Genomic DNA, 19,923 nt, shown 5'->3' with positions numbered 1-19,923 from the left:
CGGCATGACGGATGGCGCGCTCATCGGTCCGGTCGCGGCGCCGGACCTGCACGTGATGACGTTCAACATCCGGCGCCGGATCCCGCGCTACCGCCCGGGCAGCCCCGACGACTGGGCGCTGCGGCGGCCGCTCGTCCGGCGCCTGCTCGCCGCCGAGCAGCCCACCCTGCTGGGCGTGCAGGAGGCGCTCGCCGACCAGGTCGAGATCGTCGCCGACGCCCTCGGCGACCGGTATCGCTGGATCGGGACCGGCCGCGACCCGTCGGGGCGCGGCGAGCGCTGCCCCATCTACTACGACGCGACGCGTCTCGAGCTGACCGCGTGGCGGCAGCTGGCGCTCTCGGCCACGCCCGACCTGCACGGGTCGCGCTCGTGGGGCAACGTCACCCGGCGCATCCTCGTCACCGCGGAGTTCACCGACCTCGCCACGGGTGCGCGCCTCATGGCCTTCAACACCCACCTCGACCACATCTCGTGGCGGTCGCGGCTGCACTCCGCGCGCATGATCCTCCGCCTCGCGCAGGCCGCCCGGGCCGCCGACCCGGCCGCGGCGGTCGTGGTCACCGGCGACTTCAACGCCGACGAGCGATCGGCCGTGCACCGCAACCTGCTCGCCGGCGACGACCTCCGCGACGCGTGGGATGCCGCCGCCGAACGCGTCAGCCCCCAATGGGGCACCTACTCGGGCTACCGTCGGCGCAGGGTCGGCGGCCGGCGCATCGACCACATCCTCGTCGACGACGGGGTCGACGTGCTGCGCACGGGCATCAACGCCGCGCGGTTCGGAGGGCGGTCGCCGTCCGACCACGAGCCCGTCCAGGCCGTGCTCCGGCACCGCACCGGGCCCGGACCACGCGAAGGGAGCACATGATGCGCGAACTGCTCGAGAACCTGCGCCGCCGCCCGCACGGACCGGCCGAGTGGATCGCGGACGGCGTCCGCCTCCTCGCCGTGGCCTCCATCGTCGTCGCCGGCATCGGCTGGGGGGTGCAGGGCGCGCTCAGCCTCGCGTTCGTGACCGTGGGGATGCTGCTGCCGCGCGCGCTCGGCGTGCGGCCGGCCTTCGACATCGCCTTCGGCATCGTCGCGCTGGTCTCGGTGTGGAGCAGCGTGACCGACCTCTACATCACCGTGAAGTGGTGGGACCTGCCCATGCACTTCCTCCTGACGGGCCTGGTCGCGGCGCTCTGCTACGTGCTCCTCGTGCGGTTCGGAGTCGTCGCCGACCACGAGACGCTGCGCCATCCGCTGCTCTCGGCCACGATCGTCACTACCGCGCTCGGCACGTCCTTCGCCGCCCTCTGGGAGCTCTGGGAATGGTTCGCGAAGAACTACGTCGACCACACCACCTACGTCGGCTACCGCGACACGATCGGCGACATGGCGCAGGGGGTCCTCGGCGCCCTCCTCGCCGGACTCCTCATGCGCGTCCTCACGGCGCATCCCCGGCGGGCCGGCGGGCAGGCGGATGCCGCGACCGCCGCCGGACGCGCCGCCGCGACCCCCGACCGTCCGCCGGTGCGCCCCGCCTGATCGCGAGCGGACGAGCACATGCGCGAACTCTGGGCGAACCTCCGACGCCGGCCCCACGGCGCGGCCGAACTGGCCGCCGACGGGCTGCGGCTGCTGGCGGTCGTGTCCATCGTGCTCGCGGGCGTGGGCTGGGGCGCGAAGGGCGTGTCGAGCTTCGCGGTCGTGAGCGTGGCCATGCTGCTCCCTCGTGCGCTCGCGGTGCGCCCCGGATTCGACATCGCGTACGGCGTCATCGCCCTCGCTGCGACGTGGAGCAGCGTGACGGACCTCTACGGCGCCGTGCGCTGGCTCGACCTGCCGATGCACTTCCTGATGACCGGACTCGCCGCGGCGAGCTGCTACGTCCTCCTGCTGCGCCTCGGTCTCATCGCGGAGGCGTCGGCGCTGCGACGGCCGCGCACGTCGGCCGTGGTCCTCACGACGACGATCGGCGCCGCGCTCGCCGCCGCGTGGGAGATGTTCGAGTGGTTCACCACGACGTTCCTCGACCCGGCGACGGTGCTCGGCTACCAGGACACGATCGCCGACATGGTGTTCGGCACGGCGGGATCGTTCGTCGCGGGCCTGCTGATGCCGGTGCTCGCCGCCCAGCCGACGAACGCAGCGCCGCCGACGACCATCCGCACCAGCTGATCGCTCACTCCGCCCTGACCGTCACGACCGGGCTGCTCGCCCAGTCGCGCACGAGCTCCTCCCGCACCGACACGCCGGTGCCCGCACCATCCGGGACCCGCAGCTGCCCGCGATGCTCGCCGTCGCCGAGCACGAACGGCTCGGTGAGGTCCTCGGCGAAGTAGCGCGCCGACGCCGACGTGTCGCCGGGCAGCACGAATCCCGGCAGGGCGGCCAGCGCGACGTTCGCCGCACGGCCGACGCCGGTCTCGAGCATGCCGCCGCACCACACCGGCACCTCGCGCGCGCGGCACGCGTCGTGCACCCGCAGCGCCTCGAGGTAGCCGCCCATGCGACCGGGCTTGATGTTGACGATGCTCGTCGCGCCGCGCTCGATCGCGTCGACCGCGGTCGTGACGTCGAGGATCGACTCGTCCAGGCACACGGGCGTCGACGACGCCTCGGCGAGGCGCACGTGGGTCGCGAGGTCCTCCTCGGCGAACGGCTGCTCGATCAGCAGCAGGTCGAACGCGTCGAGCCCGGCCAGCAGCGGGATGTCGTCGGCCGTGTACGCGGTGTTCGCGTCGACCTGGAGCATGGCGTCGCGGCCGAGCAGCTCGCGCACGGCGCCGACCGGCACGAGGTCCCAGCCGGGCTTGATCTTGAGCTTGATGCGGCGATACCCCTCCTCGACGTACCCCGTGACCTCGTCGAGCAGCTCCTCGAGCGTCGGCGCGATGCCGACCGAGACGCCGCAGTCGACCCAGTCGCGCACGGCGCCGGAGCACGCGCCCATCGAGCGCCCCTGCGTCCGCAGCTCGGCGTCGAGCACCGCCGCCTCGAGCGCGCCCTTCGCCATCCGGTGCCCGGCGACGAACGCGAGGGTCGGGGCGACGGATGCCGCGAGCGGCACGCCCGCGATCGACGCCGCCGCACCGGCCGACGTGCCCCGCTCGCCGGCACCCTCGGCGTGCTGCTCGCGGTCGTCGACCCAGATCCCTGCGGAGTGCGCGGGATCGTCGATGAGCACACCCGAGACGTGCCCGTCGTCGGCGGGGTGGTGCGCCGGGGCCTGCAGCAGCGCGGGCGCGAGGTACCGCTCGATCACGGCGGCGGCCTGGTCGACGTACTCGGACGAGTAGAACGGGTCGCGCCCCGCCACGCACTCGCCCCAGCCGTCGCCGCGGTCGGTGCGCACGCGCACGAGCAGCACCTCGCGCGCGAGCTCGCGTCCGAACGAGGTCTCGAAGGGCCGCACGAGCGGCACCTCGAGCCGGTGCAGCTCGATCGCCTCGATGCGGGGCAGGGTGTCGGTCATCGCGCCTCCAGGTCGGCTCACCGATGCATCCCAGTGTGCCGCAGCGTCGGCCGCCTCCCACCCTCCCGGCAGGTGCTTCCCTGCGCGATGCAGGTGAGCGACCGGCGTGGCGGCGCCCGGGGCGGCGTGTCGCCGGGCGACACGCGCTCCGCACCTGCGTTGCGCAGGTGGCGTGGACGCGGGGGCGGCGGCCCCGCGCCTCGCTCAGAGACCGAGTCGCTCCAGGTACGCGTTGCGGAGGCGGCCGCCCGGGTCGAGGCGGGTGCGCAGCGCGGCGAAGTCGTCGAAGCGCGGGAAACGGCGGCGCACCTCGTCGCCGGACAGCGTCGCGATCTTGCCCCAGTGCGGGCGGGCGGATGCCGGCAGCGCGGCCTCGAGCGTCGGCAGGAACGCCCGCACGGCCGGCTCGTTCCGGCGCCAGGTGAAGTGCAGGGCGACCACGTCGACGTCGTACGCGGGGCTCAGCCACAGGTCGTCCCGGCGGACGGTCCGCACCTCGGTGACCAGCAGCAGCGGCGCGATCCGGTCGGCGAGCCCCCGCAGGGCCTCGATCGCGGCGACGGCGGCGACGCGCGGCACGAGGTACTCGGACTGCAGCTCCTCGCCGGCCGAGGGGGTGAACTCGAGCCGGAAGTGCGGGAGCCGCTCGAACCAGGGTCCGGGCTCGCCGAGCTGCACGGTGCACGCGTCGGCGGGCATGCCCAGGATCGGGTGGCGCGGCAGGTCCGCCGGCCGTGCGCCGAGGCCGGCGACGACCGTATCGCGCCGAGCCGCGGCATCGGCGTCGAAGGGCAGCCGCTGCTTGATCCAGAGCTGGTCGGCGACATCGGTGCGCTGCCACGTCGTGAAGACGCTGACGCTCGTGCCGAGCGAGGTCGTGGCGTCGAGGTCCGCGAGGATCGCGTCCCACGACGGCGACTCGTGCACGGACTGGGCGACGTCGTAGGTCGGCTCGACGTCGAGCTCGAGCGCGGTCACGGCGCCGACCGCGCCGAGGTGCACGACCGCGCCCGCGAAGTCCGCGTCGCCGCGCGCGAACCGCATCGCGTCGCCGGCGGGCGTGACGAGCTCGACCGCGCGCACGGCGCTCGCGAGCGAGCCGATGCGGTCGCCGGAGCCGTGCGTGCCGGTCGCGACTGCGCCGGCGACCGAGATGTGCGGCAGCGACGCGAGGTTCGCGAGCGCGAGGCCCTGCTCCTGCAGCCGCGGGGCCAGGTCGCCGTAGCGGATGCCGCCACTCACGCGCACGGCACCGGCCGCGGCATCCGCCTCGACCTCCAGCGGCAGCGCGTCGGTCGCGATGAGGGTGCCCTCGGTGTCGGCGAGGTCGTTGAACGTGTGCCGCGTGCCGAGCAGGCGCACGGGCCCGTCACCGCTGAGCGCCTCGCGCAGCTCGTCGACCGAGCGGGGGTGCACGATGCGCGCGGCGCGGTACTCGAGGTTGCCCGCCCAGTTGCGTTCCATGCGTTCCATGGTCCTCACTCTTCCATTCGGCGCGTCGCTGTACGTTCCCGATGCCGCGCCGGCGGACGTACCACCGGCACGCCCGTGCCCCGACGACCGATGACCGCCGGGGCACGGGTCGACGTCACGACGCGTCGTGGAACAGGCGCGGGGCGAAGTCGATCAGGTTCTTCTGCCACGGGTCCCAACCGTGTGGGCCGATGGTGATGCCGTCGAACTCGAACTCGATGCCGGCCGCCTCCATCTGCGCCATCGACGACATGGCACTCGGATAGACGAAGTCGGTGATGTCGCCGACGTACATCCGGAGCAGGTCGGTGCCCGCGTTGATCGCGGCCACGTCGATGCCCGAGGTCGAACCGAAGCCCGCCGAGAACAGTCCGATCTGCGAGAACGCGCCGGGGTACGCCTTGACCATGCCGGCGGTCCTGGCCCCGCCGGCCGAGAGCCCCGCCATCGCGCGGCGCGCGGGGTCGGAGCTGATGTGGTAGCCGGCCTCCACGGCCGGCAGCACGTTGTCGAGGATCTCCGCGTTGAAGTTCGACACGTTCCCGTTCGGCATCACGACGACCATCGGCTCGGTCGCACCGTCGAGCGCGAGGTTGTCGAGGATCTGCCTGGCCCGGCCCACCTCGACCCAGTCGGTCCAGCTCTGCCCGCCGCCGTGGTTGAGCACGAACAGCGGATACGGCTCGGCGCGGTCCGGATCGTAGCCGGGGGGCGTCCACACGTAGGCGCTGCGCTGCTGGCCGGCGACCGTGCTCTGGTAGGTGACGACGTCGAGGTCGCCGCCATCGCCTGCAGGCACGTCGGCAAGCAGGCGGGACTCCTCGCCGGGGATGAAGAACGTGCTCCAGGTCGGCTCCGAGGTCACCTTCGTCGGGTTGGACGCGTCCTTCACCGACACGCGGTCGACGATGAGCCGGTAGTAGTACGACCAGGGATCCAGCGGACCCACGGTCGCGCGCCAGCGGTCCCCGACCTTGCTCGCCTCGACCCGGACCCAGCTGCCCCCGGGGCCCCAATTGGACCAGACCGACACGTACTCCGCATCGGCGAAGTCCGTCGTGGTCTCGAATGTCACGAACCCGTCGTCGGTGATCCACGGCGTCGGCGTGCTGCCCGCGGCGGGCGGCTCGAATCGCTCGACGAGGGCCGTGTGGCCGTCGCTGAACCCCGGGTCGCCGGTCTGCTTCCTGCCGTGGAACAGCCGTGGCGCGAAGTCGATGAGGTTCTCCTGCCACGCGTTCCAGTTGTGCCCGTTATCGGGGTTGACGCCATCGAACTGGTACTCGAGGCCGAGGGCGTCGAACTGCTCCATGGAGTCGAAGGCGTCGTTGTACGCGATGTCCGTCTTGTTCCCCACGTAGAGGCGGAACAGGGTCGTGAGGTCGTTGATCTCCTCGACCGGCACATCCGCGATGTCGCCGAAGCGGCTCGGGCCGGCGCCGAAGACGCCGACGTAGGCGAACTCGCCGGGGTGGTCCCGCAGCACTCGGAACGCCTGGACGCCTCCCATCGACAGGCCGGCCAGCGCCCGGTCCTTCTTCGCGTTCGAGACGTAGTAGGCGTCGCGGACGGCGGGGATCAGGTTGTCCAGCAGCTCGGTGGTGAAGTCGGGGACGTTCCCGTCGCCCATGACGACGACCATGTCGGCCAGCTCGCCCGAGAGGCTCAGGTTGTCGAGGATCTGCTCGGCGCGGCCGACCTCGGTCCAGTCTCGATAGCCCTGCCCGCCGCCATGCTGGAGATACAGCACCGGGTACGGCTTGCCGTTCCGGTTGTACCCGGGCGGGGTCCAGACGAGGGCGGATCGATCCTCGTCGGCGACGTCGCTGTGGTAGGTCAGGGTCGTCACGTTCCCCGCCTCCTGCGGGGCATCGGCGAGCAGCGCGGCGGAGTCGCCCGCCACGAAGAACGTGCTCCACTCTGGCTCGGACGCGACACTCGTGGGGTTCGTCGGGTCCTTCATCACCTTCGAGTCATCGCCCGTGACCTGGTAGTAGTACGAGCCCGGATCGAGCGGGCCGAACGTCGCCGACCAGTTCGCGCCGCTCCGCGAGAGTCCGATCTGGCCCCAGTTCGCGGACGGCGCGAAGTTGCCCTCCACCACCACCTGCGACACGGGGCCGACCGCGGCCTCGACGGACGCGACGGGGATGGTGAAGCGGATGTAGCCGCCGTCGAGTTGCGTCAGCCAGGGGGCGTCGGCCGTCGCCGGTTGCGTCGCGACGAGTGCGCTCGCGGCGACCGCCGCGGCCGCGAGCACCGACGCCCATCGGCGTCTCCGGGGTGAGCGCTGTGTTGAGCGCTCGGTTCCGATGATCTCCATCGATCTCTCTTCCTCTCGCTTCGCCCCGCAGTGCAGGGCGCGGGGTGGAACTTCACGGACGAGCCAGCGCGCCGCTGGCCTCGGCGGTCGGAAGAGGACGTTCGAGGGCGAGCCCCCGATTTACAACGTCGTAAATCCGGCCTCGCCCACATGCTGGACCGTCTCGCGCGCCGCTGTCAAGGAGAATTTCCAACGTTGTACTCAGGTGGAGGCGGCCCAGTCGAGTCGCGGAGCACCAACGTGGCGGCGAAGTCCACCCTGGTCGCCTCGGCGGCGAGATCCTCGTCGAGCCGGAGCGCCAGGCGGGCGGCGGCGAGGCCCAGCTCACGCAGCGGCTGGTGGACGGTCGTGAGCCGCGGAGACGACGAGGACGAGACCGGCTCGTCGTCGTACCCCACGAGGGACACGTCCTCGGGGATCCGGAGGCCGAGCCCTCGGACGGCGTTCAGCACGCCGAGCGCCTGCATGTCGCTCCCCGCGAGGATCGCCGTGGGTCGAAGCGACGAGGCGAGCAGTTCGAGTGCCGCCCGCTCCCCCGCCGCGGCATCGGTGTGATCGAAGCGGGCCCAGCCATCCGGGACCGACAGGCCGGCCAGGTGCATCGCCGAGCGGAACCCGTCGAGACGGGCGTGCGATCCGACGACCGACTCGGGACCGCTGATCGCCGCGATACGACGATGCCCGAGCCCGATGAGGTGACGTGTCGCGGTGACCGCGGCCGACCAGTGCGCGACGCCCATCGCCGGGATCCCCGGCTCCGGCGCGTCGGCCGGCTCCAGGACGACCACGGGGACGCCCCGGGACCGGAGCATCTCGCGTGCAGATGGGGCGACGCCCGCGTAGACGATCACTGCGGCCGGCCGTCGCTCGAGGAGCGCATCGAGCCAGGAACCGTCGGGGACGCCCGCATCACCGGCGACGGTCAGCGTCAGCGAGTGGCCGGAGGCGGACGCGCCCTCCCTGACACCGTCGATCAGCTCCAGGGAGAGCGCGCCATGCAGATCCGGAAGGACGAGCTCGACCGCGGTGCTGCGGCGTCCGCTCCCTCGGCGTCGATATCCGCTGCGACGGAGGAGGTCCTCGACGCGGGAGCGCGTGTCGGCAGCGACATCCGGGTGCCCGTTCAGCACCTTCGAGATCGTGGTGAGCGAGACCCCGGCCTGTGCAGCGAGGAAGGCGAGCGTGACCCGTCGTTCAGCGGCCACGGCGAGCAACCTCGGGATGGCACGGCCGCCTGCGCCTCGAGACGGTGCGCGATGGCGGGCGGGCCACCCGGTTCACCCCCGCGCGACGGCGCGGCGAAGGATGGCGGCGAGCGGCTCCCGGACCTGCGCCGCATCGAACGCGAAGGCCTCGGCGAGCCGCTCGGCCTCGTCGGGGTCGACGCCCTCGAACGCCCCCGCGAACTCGTCGACCATCGCCTCGGCGAGCATCACATGCCGGATGTGCCCGTGGATCCACCGCCGAGCCCCCCACGGATACGGCTGGAAATCGGGGAACTCGGTCTCGAAGAGCTCCTCGATCGGCTCGAGCACGTGCCGGATCCCCTCGTCGGTCGATCCCCATGAGTCGACTCCCAGCCGCGCCTTCTTCTCGAGCACGGGTCCGAGGCGCCGGAGGTACGGCGATGCAGGGTCGGCGTGCACCAGCCCCTGGAGTCCGATGTCCTTGTAGGTCCAGAGCGCCCAGCTCGCATCGTGCCGGCGGTAGATCTCGAGCTGATCCTCCAGGAGCCGATAGCGCTGTGCGTCCCGTTCCGGATCGCCGGTGTAGACGGGACCGAACTCGCCGACCCAGATCGGCGTGCCGGTCTCCCGCATGTACGCGGTGCGCTCGAGGAACGTCTCCTCGACCTGGTCGCGGTCGACGTATCGCCCGCGGCTCACGCCGGGATAGGGGCCGCCGTCGACGAACCCGGGAACGGCGTAGTCGTGCGCCGTGTACACGCAGTTCGGCATCGGGTCGCCGAGTTGGTCGAACTGCGTCGAGTAGCGATTGCCGTCCAGGAACAGGATGTGGTCGGGGTCGACCGCGCGGATCGCCGCTTCGAGTCGCTCGTAGAACGGCCGGATCGCGTCACCGTGGGCGTCGGCGGGCTCGTTGACGGGGTTGTATCCCGCGACCCACGGATTCCCGCGATAGTGCTCGGCCAGGTGCTCCCACAGGTTCACGACCCGGTCCTGGAACTGCCGCTGGCTCCAGAAGTGCGCCCACTGGGTGGGGTTGTCGCTGTGCCAGTGCTGGTTCTGCGCGCCGGGGAGGGCGTGCAGGTCGAGGATGGTGTGGATGCCGTGCCTCGCGCAGGCGTCGACGACCGAGTCCAGCAGCCGGAACCCCTCCTGCTTGATCACGAAGGGTGCGTCGTCATCCTCGAAGTGCCGGTAGTTGAACGGCACTCGCACGGAGTTCAGGCCGAGGCTGCGCAGGAAGGCCGCATCCGCATCGGTGAAGAAGACCGACAGGAACCGATCGAAGAACCTGCGGTACCCGTCGGCGCCGAGCACGCGTCGCAGCGCCCGTCGCTGTTGCGACTCCGTCGCCGGGTACCCGGTGATGAAGTTCTCCATGTTCATCCAGCCGCCGAGGCCGAGTCCGGTCAGGACGATCGGCGTCTCACCGGAGACGATGCGCGTCCCCTCGACGCGCAGGACGGTGTCGGCGTTCATGCGAGCGTCAGCGCCGACCACGAGACGGGAGGAAGGGTCACGGTGACCGTGCCCTCGCTCGTTCCGGTCGTGCGGTGCTCGGTCAGGCCCACGCGCTCGGGCTGGTCGCGCGTGTTGGCCGCGTGGATGTCCTGGTCGTGGAGGGTGCGGAAGGAGCGCACCGAGACGTCGCCGAGGATGCTCGTGTCGATCTCGACCTCGACCTCGTCATCCAGGCTGCGGTTCACGAGGAACACCGCCGTGTCGCCCGTCTCCCGGTCGTGCGTCGCCACGGCGTCGACGATGGGCACGTCGCCGTAGAGCTCCGTCCGGTACGTCGGGCAGTCGAGCCTCAACTCGAGCGTCTCGCCCCTGGCCAGCGCGGAGGTGACCGAGAAGGGGTAGTACGTGGTCTGCCGCCAGGCGGGCCCGCCCGGCTCGGTCATGATCGGGGCGATCACGTTCACGAGCTGTGCGAGCGAGGCCGACGTCACACGGTCAGCGTGGCGGATGAGCGAGATGAGGAGGTTCCCGAAGACGACCGCGTCGACGACGGAGTACACATCCTCGAGCAGGCGCGGCGCGACGGGCCAGTCGTGGATGTCGGTGATCCGGTCGACCTCGTCGTACCGCGACAGGTACCACACGTTCCACTCGTCGAACGAGATGTACATGGTCTTCTCGCTGCCCCGGACGGCCTTGACGTGGTCGGCCGTGGCGACGACCGAGTCGATGAACCGGTCCATGTCGACGGCGGACGCGAGGAAGCTGCCGTAGTCGCCTCCCTTGGGCTCGTAGTACGCGTGGCAGGAGATGTAGTCGACGTCGTCGTACGTCTCCTCGAGGACGACGCGTTCCCACTGGCCGAACGTCGGCATGTGGGCGCTCGAGCTGCCGCACGCGACGAGTTCGAGTTCGGGGTCGATCTGGCGCATGGCGCGGGCCGTCTTCGAGGCGAGCCGGCCGTACTCCTCGGCCGTGCCGTGGCCGAGCTGCCATGGCCCGTCCATCTCGTTGCCGAGGCACCACATCCGGATGTCGTGCGGCTCCGGGGTGCCGTTGGCGATGCGTCGATCGCTCAGGACGGTGCCCGAGCGGATGTTCGCGTACTCGAGGACGTCGAGCGCCTCCTGCACGCCGCGCGTGCCGAGGTTGACGGCGTACATGAGCTCGCTGCCGACCTTGCGCAGCCACGACGCGAACTCGTCCAGGCCGACCTGGTTGGTCTCGGTGGAATGCCAGGCGAGGTCGAGTCGGCGTGGCCGCTGGTCACGCGGCCCCACGCCATCCTCCCAGCGGTACCCCGAGACGAAGTTGCCGCCCGGGTAGCGGATCGTGGAGACGCCGAGCTCCCGGACGAGTTCGATGACGTCGGTGCGGTATCCCTCGTCGTCGGCGCTCGGGTGGCCGGGTTCGTAGATGCCGTCGTACACGCAACGACCCAGATGTTCCACGAAGGAGCCGAACAGCCGGCGGTTCACCGGTCCGACGACGAAGTGGGGGTCGATCGTGAGATGTGCTCGATTCATGTTCCTCATTGCCTGTCTCGGAGGTGGTCGTTCGTATTCCGCGCGCTGTCCGCCGCGATCACTTGAGGCTGCCGATCGACAGGCCACCCTGCCAGTACTTCTGCAGGGTCAGGAACGCGATGATCAGCGGGATCACCGAGACCAGCGATCCGAGGATGATGATGCTCCACAGACTCTCCCCACCCGCGGCCCCGTAGGTCGACGCCGTCGCCTGCCAGAGTCCGATGCCCACCGTCACGGGGAAGAGGCGGTTGTCCGACAGCATGGCGAGCGGCAGGAAGTAGTTGTTCCACGATGACACGACCGACAGGAGCAGCACGGTGACGATCGCCGGCCGGAGCATCGGGAGCGCGACCTGCAGGAAGACCCGGAACTCCCCGGCACCATCGACGCGGGCGGCGTCGAGGAGCTCGTCCGGCACGGCATCACGGGCATAGACCGCCATCAGGTACACGCCGAACGGGTTGAGGAGCGTCGGCAGGATGACCGCCCAGATGGTGTTCGTGAGTCCTGCTTGGGCGAAGAGGACGAAGGTCGGGATGACGAGTGCGGTCGCCGGCACCATGACCGCACCGAGCAGCACGGCGAAGCTGAACCGCCGACCTCCGAACTGGTACTTCGCGAAGCCGTAGCCGGCGAGCACGGCCAGCGCGGTGGCGCCGATGCCTCCGACCAGCGCGTACATGGCCGAGTTGATCAGCCACTGGACGTAGATGCCTCCGCCGTAGGTGAAGAGCTGCTGGAGGTTGCCCAGGTAGTCGATGTCGTCCGCGAACCAGAGGGCGCTTCCACCGCCGAACAGCCCGGCCGAGGTCTTCGAGCTGTTCACGATGACCCACCAGAAGGGGACCAGGAAGTAGACCATCAGGATGCCGAGGACGACCTGGAGCGACACGTAGCGCGTCTGACGACGCGGCCCGCGAGTGATGCTGGTGCTCATGAGAGGAAGCTCCCTCGCTTGCGGGTCGTGAACATGAAGATGTAGACGCAGATGAAGACGACCGCACCGAGGGCGAACGAGATGGCCGAGCCGTAGTTGTAGTTCGCCAGGGTGAAGGCCTGCTGGTACGCGTACATGTTGGGTGTGAAGTCGTCCGGGATCGCCCCGGCGGCGAGTTGCTGGAGGATCTTGGGTTCGTTGAAGAACTGCAGGGTGCCGATCAGCGCGAACACCAGGATCAGCACCAGCGCGGGGGCCACCAGCGGGATCTTGATCCGGAGGACGATCTGCCACTGGGAGGCGCCGTCGATGCGAGCCGCCTCGTAGAGGGTGGGGTCGATGCCCTGCAAGGCGGCGTAGAGGATGATCATGTAGTAGCCGGCCCACTGCCAGGTCACGATGTTGAGCAGGCCGTAGAAGATCAGGTCCGAACTGAGCAGATCCGGTCCTTTCGCCCCGAAGGCCTGGAAGAAGTCGGCGATGGGCCCGAAGTTCCTGCTGTACAGGAAGCCCCACATCAGTGCACCGATCACCGCGGGGATCGCGTAGGGCAGGAAGATCATCAGCCTCGAGAACCGGGCGAACGACGTCGTGACCAGGTCGAGGATCAGTGCCATCGCGAGTGAGATCGCCATCTGCAGCGGGATCAGGACGAGGGAGAAGCTGATCACGAACCAGACGCCGTCGAGGAAGCTGGGGTCGGTGAACGCCTTGAGGTAATTGCCGAAGAGGACGAAGCGGGTCCCTCCGACGATCGACTTCTGGAAGAGACTGAGGTACAGCGCGTACATCAGCGGCGCGACCAACAGCGCGATGAAGACGACGGCGAATGGGCCGACGAAGGCCCACCCGGTGACGTTGCGGCGGACGTCGCTCCTCCTGCGCGAGCGTCGGGCTCGTGCCGGTGGGGCGGCGGCCTCTTCGATGAGATCGACGGTCATGGGAATGTCTCCGGATCGGTGGGTGAACGGAAGGGGACGGGCCGGTCCGCTGTGCGGACCGGCCCGCGACGGTCACGTCATTCGACCGTGTAGCCCTGTTCTTTCGCGTAGCCCTCGACATCCTTCTGGAGGGCGTCGGCGGCCTCCGACCCGCTGGTGGAACCGTCGTTGATGGCAGCGAGCTGCTCGGTGAACGCGGAGTAGTAGTACTGGCCGATCGGCGTGTAGGTCATGCCCGTGTAGGCCTTGGCCGCCGGCACGTACACCTCCTTGTTCGCCTGCTGGCCGCCGAAGAACGGGACCTCGTAGTCCTGGAACGCCGGGTCCTCGAGCACGTTGACGTTGAGCGGGAAGATGATCTGGTTCTTCCAGCCGTCCTCGAGTGAGGCGTCGTCGGCGTAGACACCGAACGCGACCTTGGCGGCGAGACCCGGATCATCCGCCTGCTCGGTCACCGAGAAGGCGGAGCCGCCCCAGTTCACCGAGACCGGGTTGGCCGGGTCCCACTGCGGCAGCGGGGCGGTCGCCCACACGCCTTCGTCGGCGCCCTCGCCCACGCCCGCGCCCTGCAGGTATCCGGGTGCCCACGCCGCGGAGAGGTAGGTCGCGTACTCGCCGCCGATGACTCCCGAGATGTACTCCGGCGTGAACTGGTCCTGCTTGCCGACCAGACCCTTCGACGACAGCCCGGCCCAGTAGTCGAGCACCTCCTTGGAGGCGTCGTCATTGAGCTTGATGCCGATGTTCTCAGGAGATGCCGCGTCGTAGGTGAACGGCTGCGCACCGTTCTGGTACTGCAGCGCCATCATCACCGCGGGGACATTGGCACCGAGATCGCCGAAGAACGGTCCCCCGGCATCCTTCACCTTCTGCGCCGCGGCCTCGTACTCGTCCCAGGTGGTCGGGGGCATGATCCCATACTGGTCGAAGATGTCCTTGCGGTAGATCATGCCCATGGGGCCGCCGTCGACGGGCGCGCCGTAGACGCCGTCGCCGACGGACACGTCCTTCCAGGCGCCGTCGCTGAAGTTCTCCTTGACGTCCTGGTAGCCGAGGTCGTTCAGTTCCACGAGCGCGTTCTGCGCCTGGAAGGTCGGGATCCGGTCCGCTTCGAGCATGACCACATCGGGCGCCCCGCTGCCCGCGGAGACCGCCGTCTGGAACTTGTCGTACTCGTCTCCGCCGGCGCCGGCGTTCGTCCAGCAGACCTGGACCTCGTCGTTCTGCTCGTTGAAGTTGTCGACGACGAGTTCCATGTTGGGGTACCAGGCCCACATCGTCACCACGGGCAGGTCGGCCTTGGGGATCTTGTTGGTGCAGTTCGCATCGTCGTTGCCGTTGTCGCCGCCCGGGGTGCATGCGGCGAGCGAGCCGGCGAGAACGAGCGTGGCCGTCGCGGCCAGCAGGTGCTTCGTGTTCACTGGGGTTCCCTTTCGGAAGCGTGGACATCCTTGTCGGTGCTCGTACCCAGATGCGGAATCGGTCCGGACCGTGGCGGGGAGCCTGGTGGGGAGGTTACGATCTGGATATACAACGTTGTACTTCCAACGTTGCACACAGCGTCCTCCTCCCATCGGAAGTTGTCAAGGGGGTGGCCGAAACTTCCGGAAGCGGCCCCGGGGCGCGATGACGGGACCGATGGAAGGGAGAGGACCCACGACCATGAGGAGAACGATGCATCCGGTCCCCGGAATCCTCCCGCACGATGCCGAGGCGGCCATCCTCATCGCGCGGATCATCGACCCTGCCCGGGCGGCGCCGATCGTCGCCGTGCTGCGCGACGACGTGCTCGTCGACGTGTCGTCGCTCGCGCCGACCGTCTCGCATCTGCTGGAGATCCCGGATGCGCCGACGGCCCTCGCGAACGCTCGGGCCGCGCAGACCTGGCCGATCGCCGACGTGGTCGACGCGTCACTCGAGCGCGATCCGGCACGGCCGCGCTTGCTCGCCCCCATCGACCTGCAGGTGATCAAGGCGTGCGGCGTCACCTTCGCCGATTCGCTCCTCGAGCGGGTCATCGAGGAGCAGGCCGCCGGCGACCCCGCCGCCGCCGAGGCGATCCGAGCGCGCATGGCCGTGTCCGTGGGCACGGCGCTCGATCGCGTCCGTCCCGGCTCGCCCGAGGCGCTCGAGCTGAAGCGAGCGCTCATCGCCGAGGGCATGTGGTCCCAGTATCTCGAGGTCGGCATCGGACCGGATCCCGAGGTGTTCACCAAGGCGCCGGTGCTCTCGTCGGTCGGCTTCGGCGCCCGGATCGGCGTGCTGGAGCGATCGCAGTGGAACAACCCGGAACCCGAGTTGGTGCTCGTCATGGACTCGAGCGGCATACCGGTGGCAGCGACGCTCGGCAATGACGTGAACCTGCGCGACCTCGAGGGGCGCAGCGCGTTGCTGCTGGGGGCCGCGAAGGACAACAACGGCTCGTGCGCCGTCGGGCCGTTCCTGCGGCTCTTCGACGAACGCTTCGGCCTCGAACGACTGCGGACCGAGACCATCGGCCTTCGGATCGAGGGAGAGGACGGCTTCGTGCTCGAGGGAGCCAGCGCGCTCGATCGGATCAGCCGGCCGTTCGAGGAGCTGATCTCCGCCGCTTTCGGCGATCACCACCAGTATCCCGACGGCTTCGCGCTGTTCACCGGCACGGTCTTCGCGCCGGTGCAGGACCGCGACCAGACGGGTCACGGGTTCACCCACCGTGTCGGCGACCGGGTCACCATCTCGAGTCCCTCCCTGGGGTCGCTCGTGAACACCGTCGGCGTCAGCGAGGAACTCGAGCCGTGGACGTTCGGCATCCGGGCGCTGATGGCGGCGCTCACCGCAGAGCACCCGAGACCCTGACCCTGATCCACCATCGGAAGCACGAGGAGCGATGAACGAACGACGCAGTTCCCAGTGGTACGGCGGGGATGACCGCAACGCCTACCTCCACCGAGCGTGGATGAGGCGCGGGATCCCCGGCGATGCCTTCGACCGGCCGCAGATCGCGATCGCGAACACCGCGTCGGATCTCACGCCGTGCAACTCCCACCTCGACGAGGTCGCGCAGAGCGTCAAGCTGGGGGTCGCAGAGGCGGGCGGAGTCCCGCTCAACCTGCCCGTCGTCTCGCTCGGCGAGACGCAGGTGCGACCCACCGCCATGTTGTGGCGGAACATGGCGGCGATGGCCATCGAGGAGATGCTCCGGGCCAACCCGATCGACGGCGTCGTACTGCTCGGAGGGTGCGACAAGACCATTCCCGCGTTGCTCATGGCCGCCGCCTCCGTCGACATCCCGGCCGTCGTGGTCCCGGGGGGCCCGATGCTGAACGGCACCTTCCGCGGCGTGCCCCTCGGCTGCGGCACCGACGTGTGGAAGCTCAGCGAGGAGGTGCGTGCCGGGACGCTCTCCGAGACGCTGTTCGAACGCTCCGAGTCATCCATGATCCGAAGCCGGGGGCACTGCAACACCATGGGCACCGCCTCGACCATGGGGCTGCTCGCCGAGGCCCTCGGCACCACCCTGCCGGGCATCGCGGGGACGCCCGCACCCGACAGTCGTCTCCTGGAGGCCGCCCACGAGACCGGCCGGCTCATCGTGGAGATGGTGGCCGAGGGGCGCACCCCCAGCACGACCATCTCGAGGGCCTCGTTCCACAACGCGATCGTGACCCTCGCGGCGATCGGCGGCTCGACGAACGCGGTCGTGCACCTGCTCGCCATCGCCGGGCGCCTCGGCATCGAGCTCACGCTCGACGACTTCGATCGCATCGCGGCAGAGGTCCCGCTCCTCGTGAACCTGCAGCCTGCGGGGCGCTACCTCATGGAGGACTTCTTCCGCGCCGGCGGGCTGCTCGCGGTGCTCGACCAGGTGCGCGATCTCCTCGACCCCACCGCGATCACGGTGACGGGGCGTCCCCTCGTCGAGTACCTCGACGACCAGGAGATCTGGGATCACGACGTGATCTCGTCGAGGGCCGAGCCGCTGCTCGACGACGCCGGCATCGCGGTGCTGCGCGGCAACCTCGCACCGACCGGCGCGATCATCAAGCCGGCTGCGGCGAGCCCGCAGCTCCTCGAGCACCGCGGTCGCGCGGTGGTCTTCGACTCGGTCGAGGACCTGCACGCCCGCATCGACGACCCGGACCTGCCCGTGGATGCCTCGTCCGTCCTGGTGCTGCGGGGCTGCGGCCCTCGCGGGTATCCCGGCATGCCCGAGGTGGCGAACATGCCGCTGCCGCGGAAGCTGCTCGAGCAGGGGGTGCGGGACATGGTGCGCATCTGCGACGGTCGGATGAGCGGCACGGCGTACGGCACGGTCGTGCTGCACGTGAGCCCGGAGGCGGCCGCGGGCGGTCCGCTCGGGCTGGTCCAGGACGGCGACGAGATCCTCCTCGACGTTCCCGGCCGTCGGCTGGAGCTGCTGGTGGCCGACGAGGAACTCCAGCGCCGTCGCATGCCCGACGCGACCTCGAACGCCTTCGCCGCGCCGGCCCGGGGCTGGGAGAAGCTGTACGTCGAGCACGTGCTGCAGGCCGACACGGGGGCGGACCTCGACTTCCTGGTCGGGTCGAGCGGGCCTCAGGTGGCACGCGAATCCCACTGACGCGCTGCACGGGCCGAGCATCATCGCTGGGGTACAGTGGCGCTGAGACGCGAAGCAGGACGGAGGCGTCGACTTGGGGGCCACGCTGCACGACGTCGCGCGCGTGGCCGGCGTGTCGATCAAGACCGTCTCCAACGTGGTCAACGACTATCCCCACGTGCGGCCGCAGACACGCGAACGGGTGCTCAGTGCCATCCGCGAGCTCGGCTACCGCCCCAACGTCTCGGCGCGTGGGCTGCGCTCCGGACGGACCGGCGTGATCGGCCTCGCCGTGCCGGCCCTTCGTGAGAACTACTTCGCGGAACTCGCCGATGCCGTCATCAGGGCGGCCGAGCGGCGCGGGCTCAGCGTGCTCATCGAGCAGACGAACGGCGACCGCGAGAAGGAGTTGCAGTCCCTGTCGGGCGGCAGGCTCCATCTCACCGACGGATTGCTGTTCAGCCCGGTCAGCCTCGCCCAGGCCGACGCCGATGCGCTCGACGTGCCGATTCCGCTCGTCCTCCTGGGAGAGCGGATCTTCGGGGGCCCGACGGACCACGTGACGATGCACAACGTGTCCTCCGCTCGCGCCGCCGTGGAGCACCTGCTCGACCTCGGACGCACTCGCATCGCCCTGATCGGCGCGCCACCGGCGGGCGACGCGGGGGCGAGCTCGGGATCGCTGCGCCTGGACGGATATCGGCAGGCGCTCCACGCAGCGGGTGTCGCCGAGGATCCGCGACTGATCCGCGTCGCCCAGCCATGGAACCGCGAGACCGGCGCCGCTGCGACCTGGCGGATGATCGACGAGGGCGTGCCGTTCGATGCCGTGTTCGCGCTCAACGACACGCTCGGCCTCGGCGTGCTGCGCGCGCTCGGCGAGGCCGAGCTGCGCGTGCCCGAGGATGTCGCCGTCATCGCCTTCGACAACATCGACGAGTCGCGCTTCTCGGTGCCGTCGCTCTCGAGCGTCGACCCGGGACGAGACCAGATCGCGGAGATGGCGGTCGACATGCTCCTCGAGCGCATCCAGGAGAAGGGCGAGCGACGGCCCCCGCGCCAGATGAAGCCCGACTTCCGGATCGTGGTGCGCGAATCCACGGTCGGGGCCTCATCGCCTCACGAGGCGGGCGGCGCAGGCGCCGACGTGTCGGGCGCTCGGTCCGGCTCGTCCGCCGTGAACACGTAGTCGCCCGCCGCGTCGAGCTCGGGCCGGAGCCGGCCGTCGGCGAGCACCGCGAATGCCACCCGCGAGGCGTCGCGCAGGGCCGCGGCCTCGGCCGGCTCGCTCGCGCGCAGGCCCTCGAAGTCGGCGTCGAGCGGCAGCCCGCCCTCGGCGTGCCACTCGGGCTGCGGCAGCCGCGCGAGTGCCCGCGCCACGCGCGGCGAGGTGAGCCGCCACCGCACCTCGAACCGGTCGCTGCGGTCGCCGGCCGAGATCGCATCGCGCAGCTCGCCGTAGAAGTCGGGGCGGTACGCCAGCACCTCGGCGCCGAGGCGCACGAGGTTCATGCGCGCGTTGCGGCGGATGAGCGGATCGTAGGTCCAGCGCACCTCGTCGATGCCGTGCTCGAGGCAGGTCGCGCGCTGCCGCAGCTTCAGCGCGACGCCGATGCCGCGTCCGCGCGCCCGCGGGTCGACGGCGTTCATGTGCGAGTGCACGTGCAGCCCGCCCGCCCAGCCGAGGAAGCCGAGGGCAGCTCCGAGCGGCGGCGCATCCGGCGCGGCCGGGTCGATTGCGGCACCCCCCCGTCCGCGCGCGGGCACCGCGACCAGCACGGTGTTGCCGGCGTGCGCGATCGCTCGCAGTGATGCCAGGTCGACCGTGCGACCCGGACCCCACGTCGCGTCGAAGCGCGCGAGCGCGCCCGCGAGCTCATCGGGCCGCGCCTCGCGCGTGACGACGCCCGCCGCCCGGTCGGCCTCGTCGGCGACCTCGCGCGCCCGGGTCGTCGCCGACGCGCTGGGACCGAGCGCGTCATCCGTCATGATCTCGGACACTACTGCATCGGCTCGCACGGATGTCACAGATATTCCATCTATCGCAT

Annotated in this window: 16 protein-coding genes; 6 read left to right on the top strand and 10 right to left on the bottom strand. The window is 70.3% G+C overall.

The features are described from left to right. Positions 1-4: 4 nt before the first annotated feature. Genes JOD46_RS07175 through JOD46_RS07165 form a run of 3 tightly spaced genes read left to right on the top strand, consistent with a single transcriptional unit; the run spans position 5 to position 2,166 of the window. A complete protein-coding gene (locus JOD46_RS07175) occupies positions 5-871 on the top strand; it encodes an endonuclease/exonuclease/phosphatase family protein (protein WP_204392875.1) in 867 nt (288 codons plus the stop codon). Continuing rightward, the gene (locus JOD46_RS07170) at positions 868-1,533 is read left to right on the top strand and encodes a DUF2238 domain-containing protein (RefSeq protein WP_204392873.1); all 666 of its coding nucleotides are present in this window, start codon (positions 868-870) and stop codon (positions 1,531-1,533) included. Before JOD46_RS07175 ends, JOD46_RS07170 begins: the two co-directional genes overlap by 4 nt. A gap of 18 nt (positions 1,534-1,551) precedes the next feature. Beyond that, positions 1,552-2,166, top strand: a complete 615-nt coding sequence (locus JOD46_RS07165) for a DUF2238 domain-containing protein (protein ID WP_204392871.1) — start codon at positions 1,552-1,554, stop codon at positions 2,164-2,166. 4 nt (positions 2,167-2,170) lie between these two features. Here the strand turns inward: JOD46_RS07165 and menC are convergent, their stop codons facing one another. The 9 genes from menC to JOD46_RS07120 all read right to left on the bottom strand — a co-directional run bounded on the left by menC (position 2,171) and on the right by JOD46_RS07120 (position 14,735). Then, on the bottom strand, positions 2,171-3,484 hold the full coding sequence (gene menC, locus JOD46_RS18520) for an o-succinylbenzoate synthase (protein ID WP_307834947.1): 1,314 nt from the start codon (positions 3,482-3,484) through the stop codon (positions 2,171-2,173). 183 nt (positions 3,485-3,667) lie between these two features. Next, positions 3,668-4,927, bottom strand: coding sequence for an FAD-binding protein (locus JOD46_RS07155; RefSeq protein WP_239562629.1), 1,260 nt, complete (start codon positions 4,925-4,927; stop codon positions 3,668-3,670). A 124-nt stretch (positions 4,928-5,051) separates the two neighbouring features. Beyond that, the gene (locus JOD46_RS07150; protein ID WP_204392867.1) at positions 5,052-7,259 is read right to left on the bottom strand and encodes an alpha/beta hydrolase-fold protein; all 2,208 of its coding nucleotides are present in this window, start codon (positions 7,257-7,259) and stop codon (positions 5,052-5,054) included. A gap of 176 nt (positions 7,260-7,435) precedes the next feature. Then, complete coding sequence (locus JOD46_RS07145; RefSeq protein WP_307834946.1) at positions 7,436-8,464, bottom strand: LacI family DNA-binding transcriptional regulator; 1,029 nt, start codon at positions 8,462-8,464, stop codon at positions 7,436-7,438. A gap of 72 nt (positions 8,465-8,536) precedes the next feature. Next, positions 8,537-9,925 (bottom strand): glycoside hydrolase family 5 protein, encoded by a 1,389-nt coding sequence (locus JOD46_RS07140; RefSeq protein ID WP_204392865.1) that lies wholly within the window; start codon positions 9,923-9,925, stop codon positions 8,537-8,539. Next, a complete protein-coding gene (gene arfA / locus JOD46_RS07135; RefSeq protein ID WP_204392863.1) occupies positions 9,922-11,433 on the bottom strand; it encodes an arabinosylfuranosidase ArfA in 1,512 nt (503 codons plus the stop codon). The genes JOD46_RS07140 and arfA overlap by 4 nt, the downstream gene beginning before the upstream one ends. A gap of 58 nt (positions 11,434-11,491) precedes the next feature. Continuing rightward, on the bottom strand, positions 11,492-12,373 hold the full coding sequence (locus JOD46_RS07130; protein WP_204392861.1) for a carbohydrate ABC transporter permease: 882 nt from the start codon (positions 12,371-12,373) through the stop codon (positions 11,492-11,494). Then, on the bottom strand, positions 12,370-13,314 hold the full coding sequence (locus tag JOD46_RS07125) for a carbohydrate ABC transporter permease (RefSeq protein ID WP_204392859.1): 945 nt from the start codon (positions 13,312-13,314) through the stop codon (positions 12,370-12,372). The genes JOD46_RS07130 and JOD46_RS07125 overlap by 4 nt, the downstream gene beginning before the upstream one ends. Positions 13,315-13,391: 77 nt before the next feature. Then, positions 13,392-14,735, bottom strand: coding sequence for an ABC transporter substrate-binding protein (locus JOD46_RS07120; RefSeq protein WP_204392857.1), 1,344 nt, complete (start codon positions 14,733-14,735; stop codon positions 13,392-13,394). Positions 14,736-14,976: 241 nt separating this feature from the next. Between JOD46_RS07120 and JOD46_RS07115 the strand changes: the two genes are divergently transcribed. The 3 genes from JOD46_RS07115 to JOD46_RS07105 all read left to right on the top strand — a co-directional run bounded on the left by JOD46_RS07115 (position 14,977) and on the right by JOD46_RS07105 (position 19,064). Beyond that, positions 14,977-16,152, top strand: a complete 1,176-nt coding sequence (locus JOD46_RS07115) for a fumarylacetoacetate hydrolase family protein (protein WP_239562625.1) — start codon at positions 14,977-14,979, stop codon at positions 16,150-16,152. Positions 16,153-16,183: 31 nt separating this feature from the next. Next, a complete protein-coding gene (locus JOD46_RS07110) occupies positions 16,184-17,896 on the top strand; it encodes an IlvD/Edd family dehydratase (RefSeq protein WP_204392855.1) in 1,713 nt (570 codons plus the stop codon). Positions 17,897-17,969: 73 nt separating this feature from the next. Beyond that, complete coding sequence (locus JOD46_RS07105) at positions 17,970-19,064, top strand: LacI family DNA-binding transcriptional regulator (protein WP_204392854.1); 1,095 nt, start codon at positions 17,970-17,972, stop codon at positions 19,062-19,064. On the opposite strand, the gene JOD46_RS07100 is transcribed toward JOD46_RS07105, so the two are convergent. Then, positions 18,995-19,864, bottom strand: coding sequence for a hypothetical protein (locus tag JOD46_RS07100; RefSeq protein ID WP_204392852.1), 870 nt, complete (start codon positions 19,862-19,864; stop codon positions 18,995-18,997). The genes JOD46_RS07105 and JOD46_RS07100 overlap by 70 nt on opposite strands. Positions 19,865-19,923 lie beyond the last annotated feature (59 nt).

Origin of the sequence: Agromyces aurantiacus, assembly GCF_016907355.1 — a bacterium.
GTDB lineage: Bacteria > Actinomycetota > Actinomycetes > Actinomycetales > Microbacteriaceae > Agromyces > Agromyces aurantiacus.
This window is presented reverse-complemented; position numbering and strand designations above follow the sequence as displayed.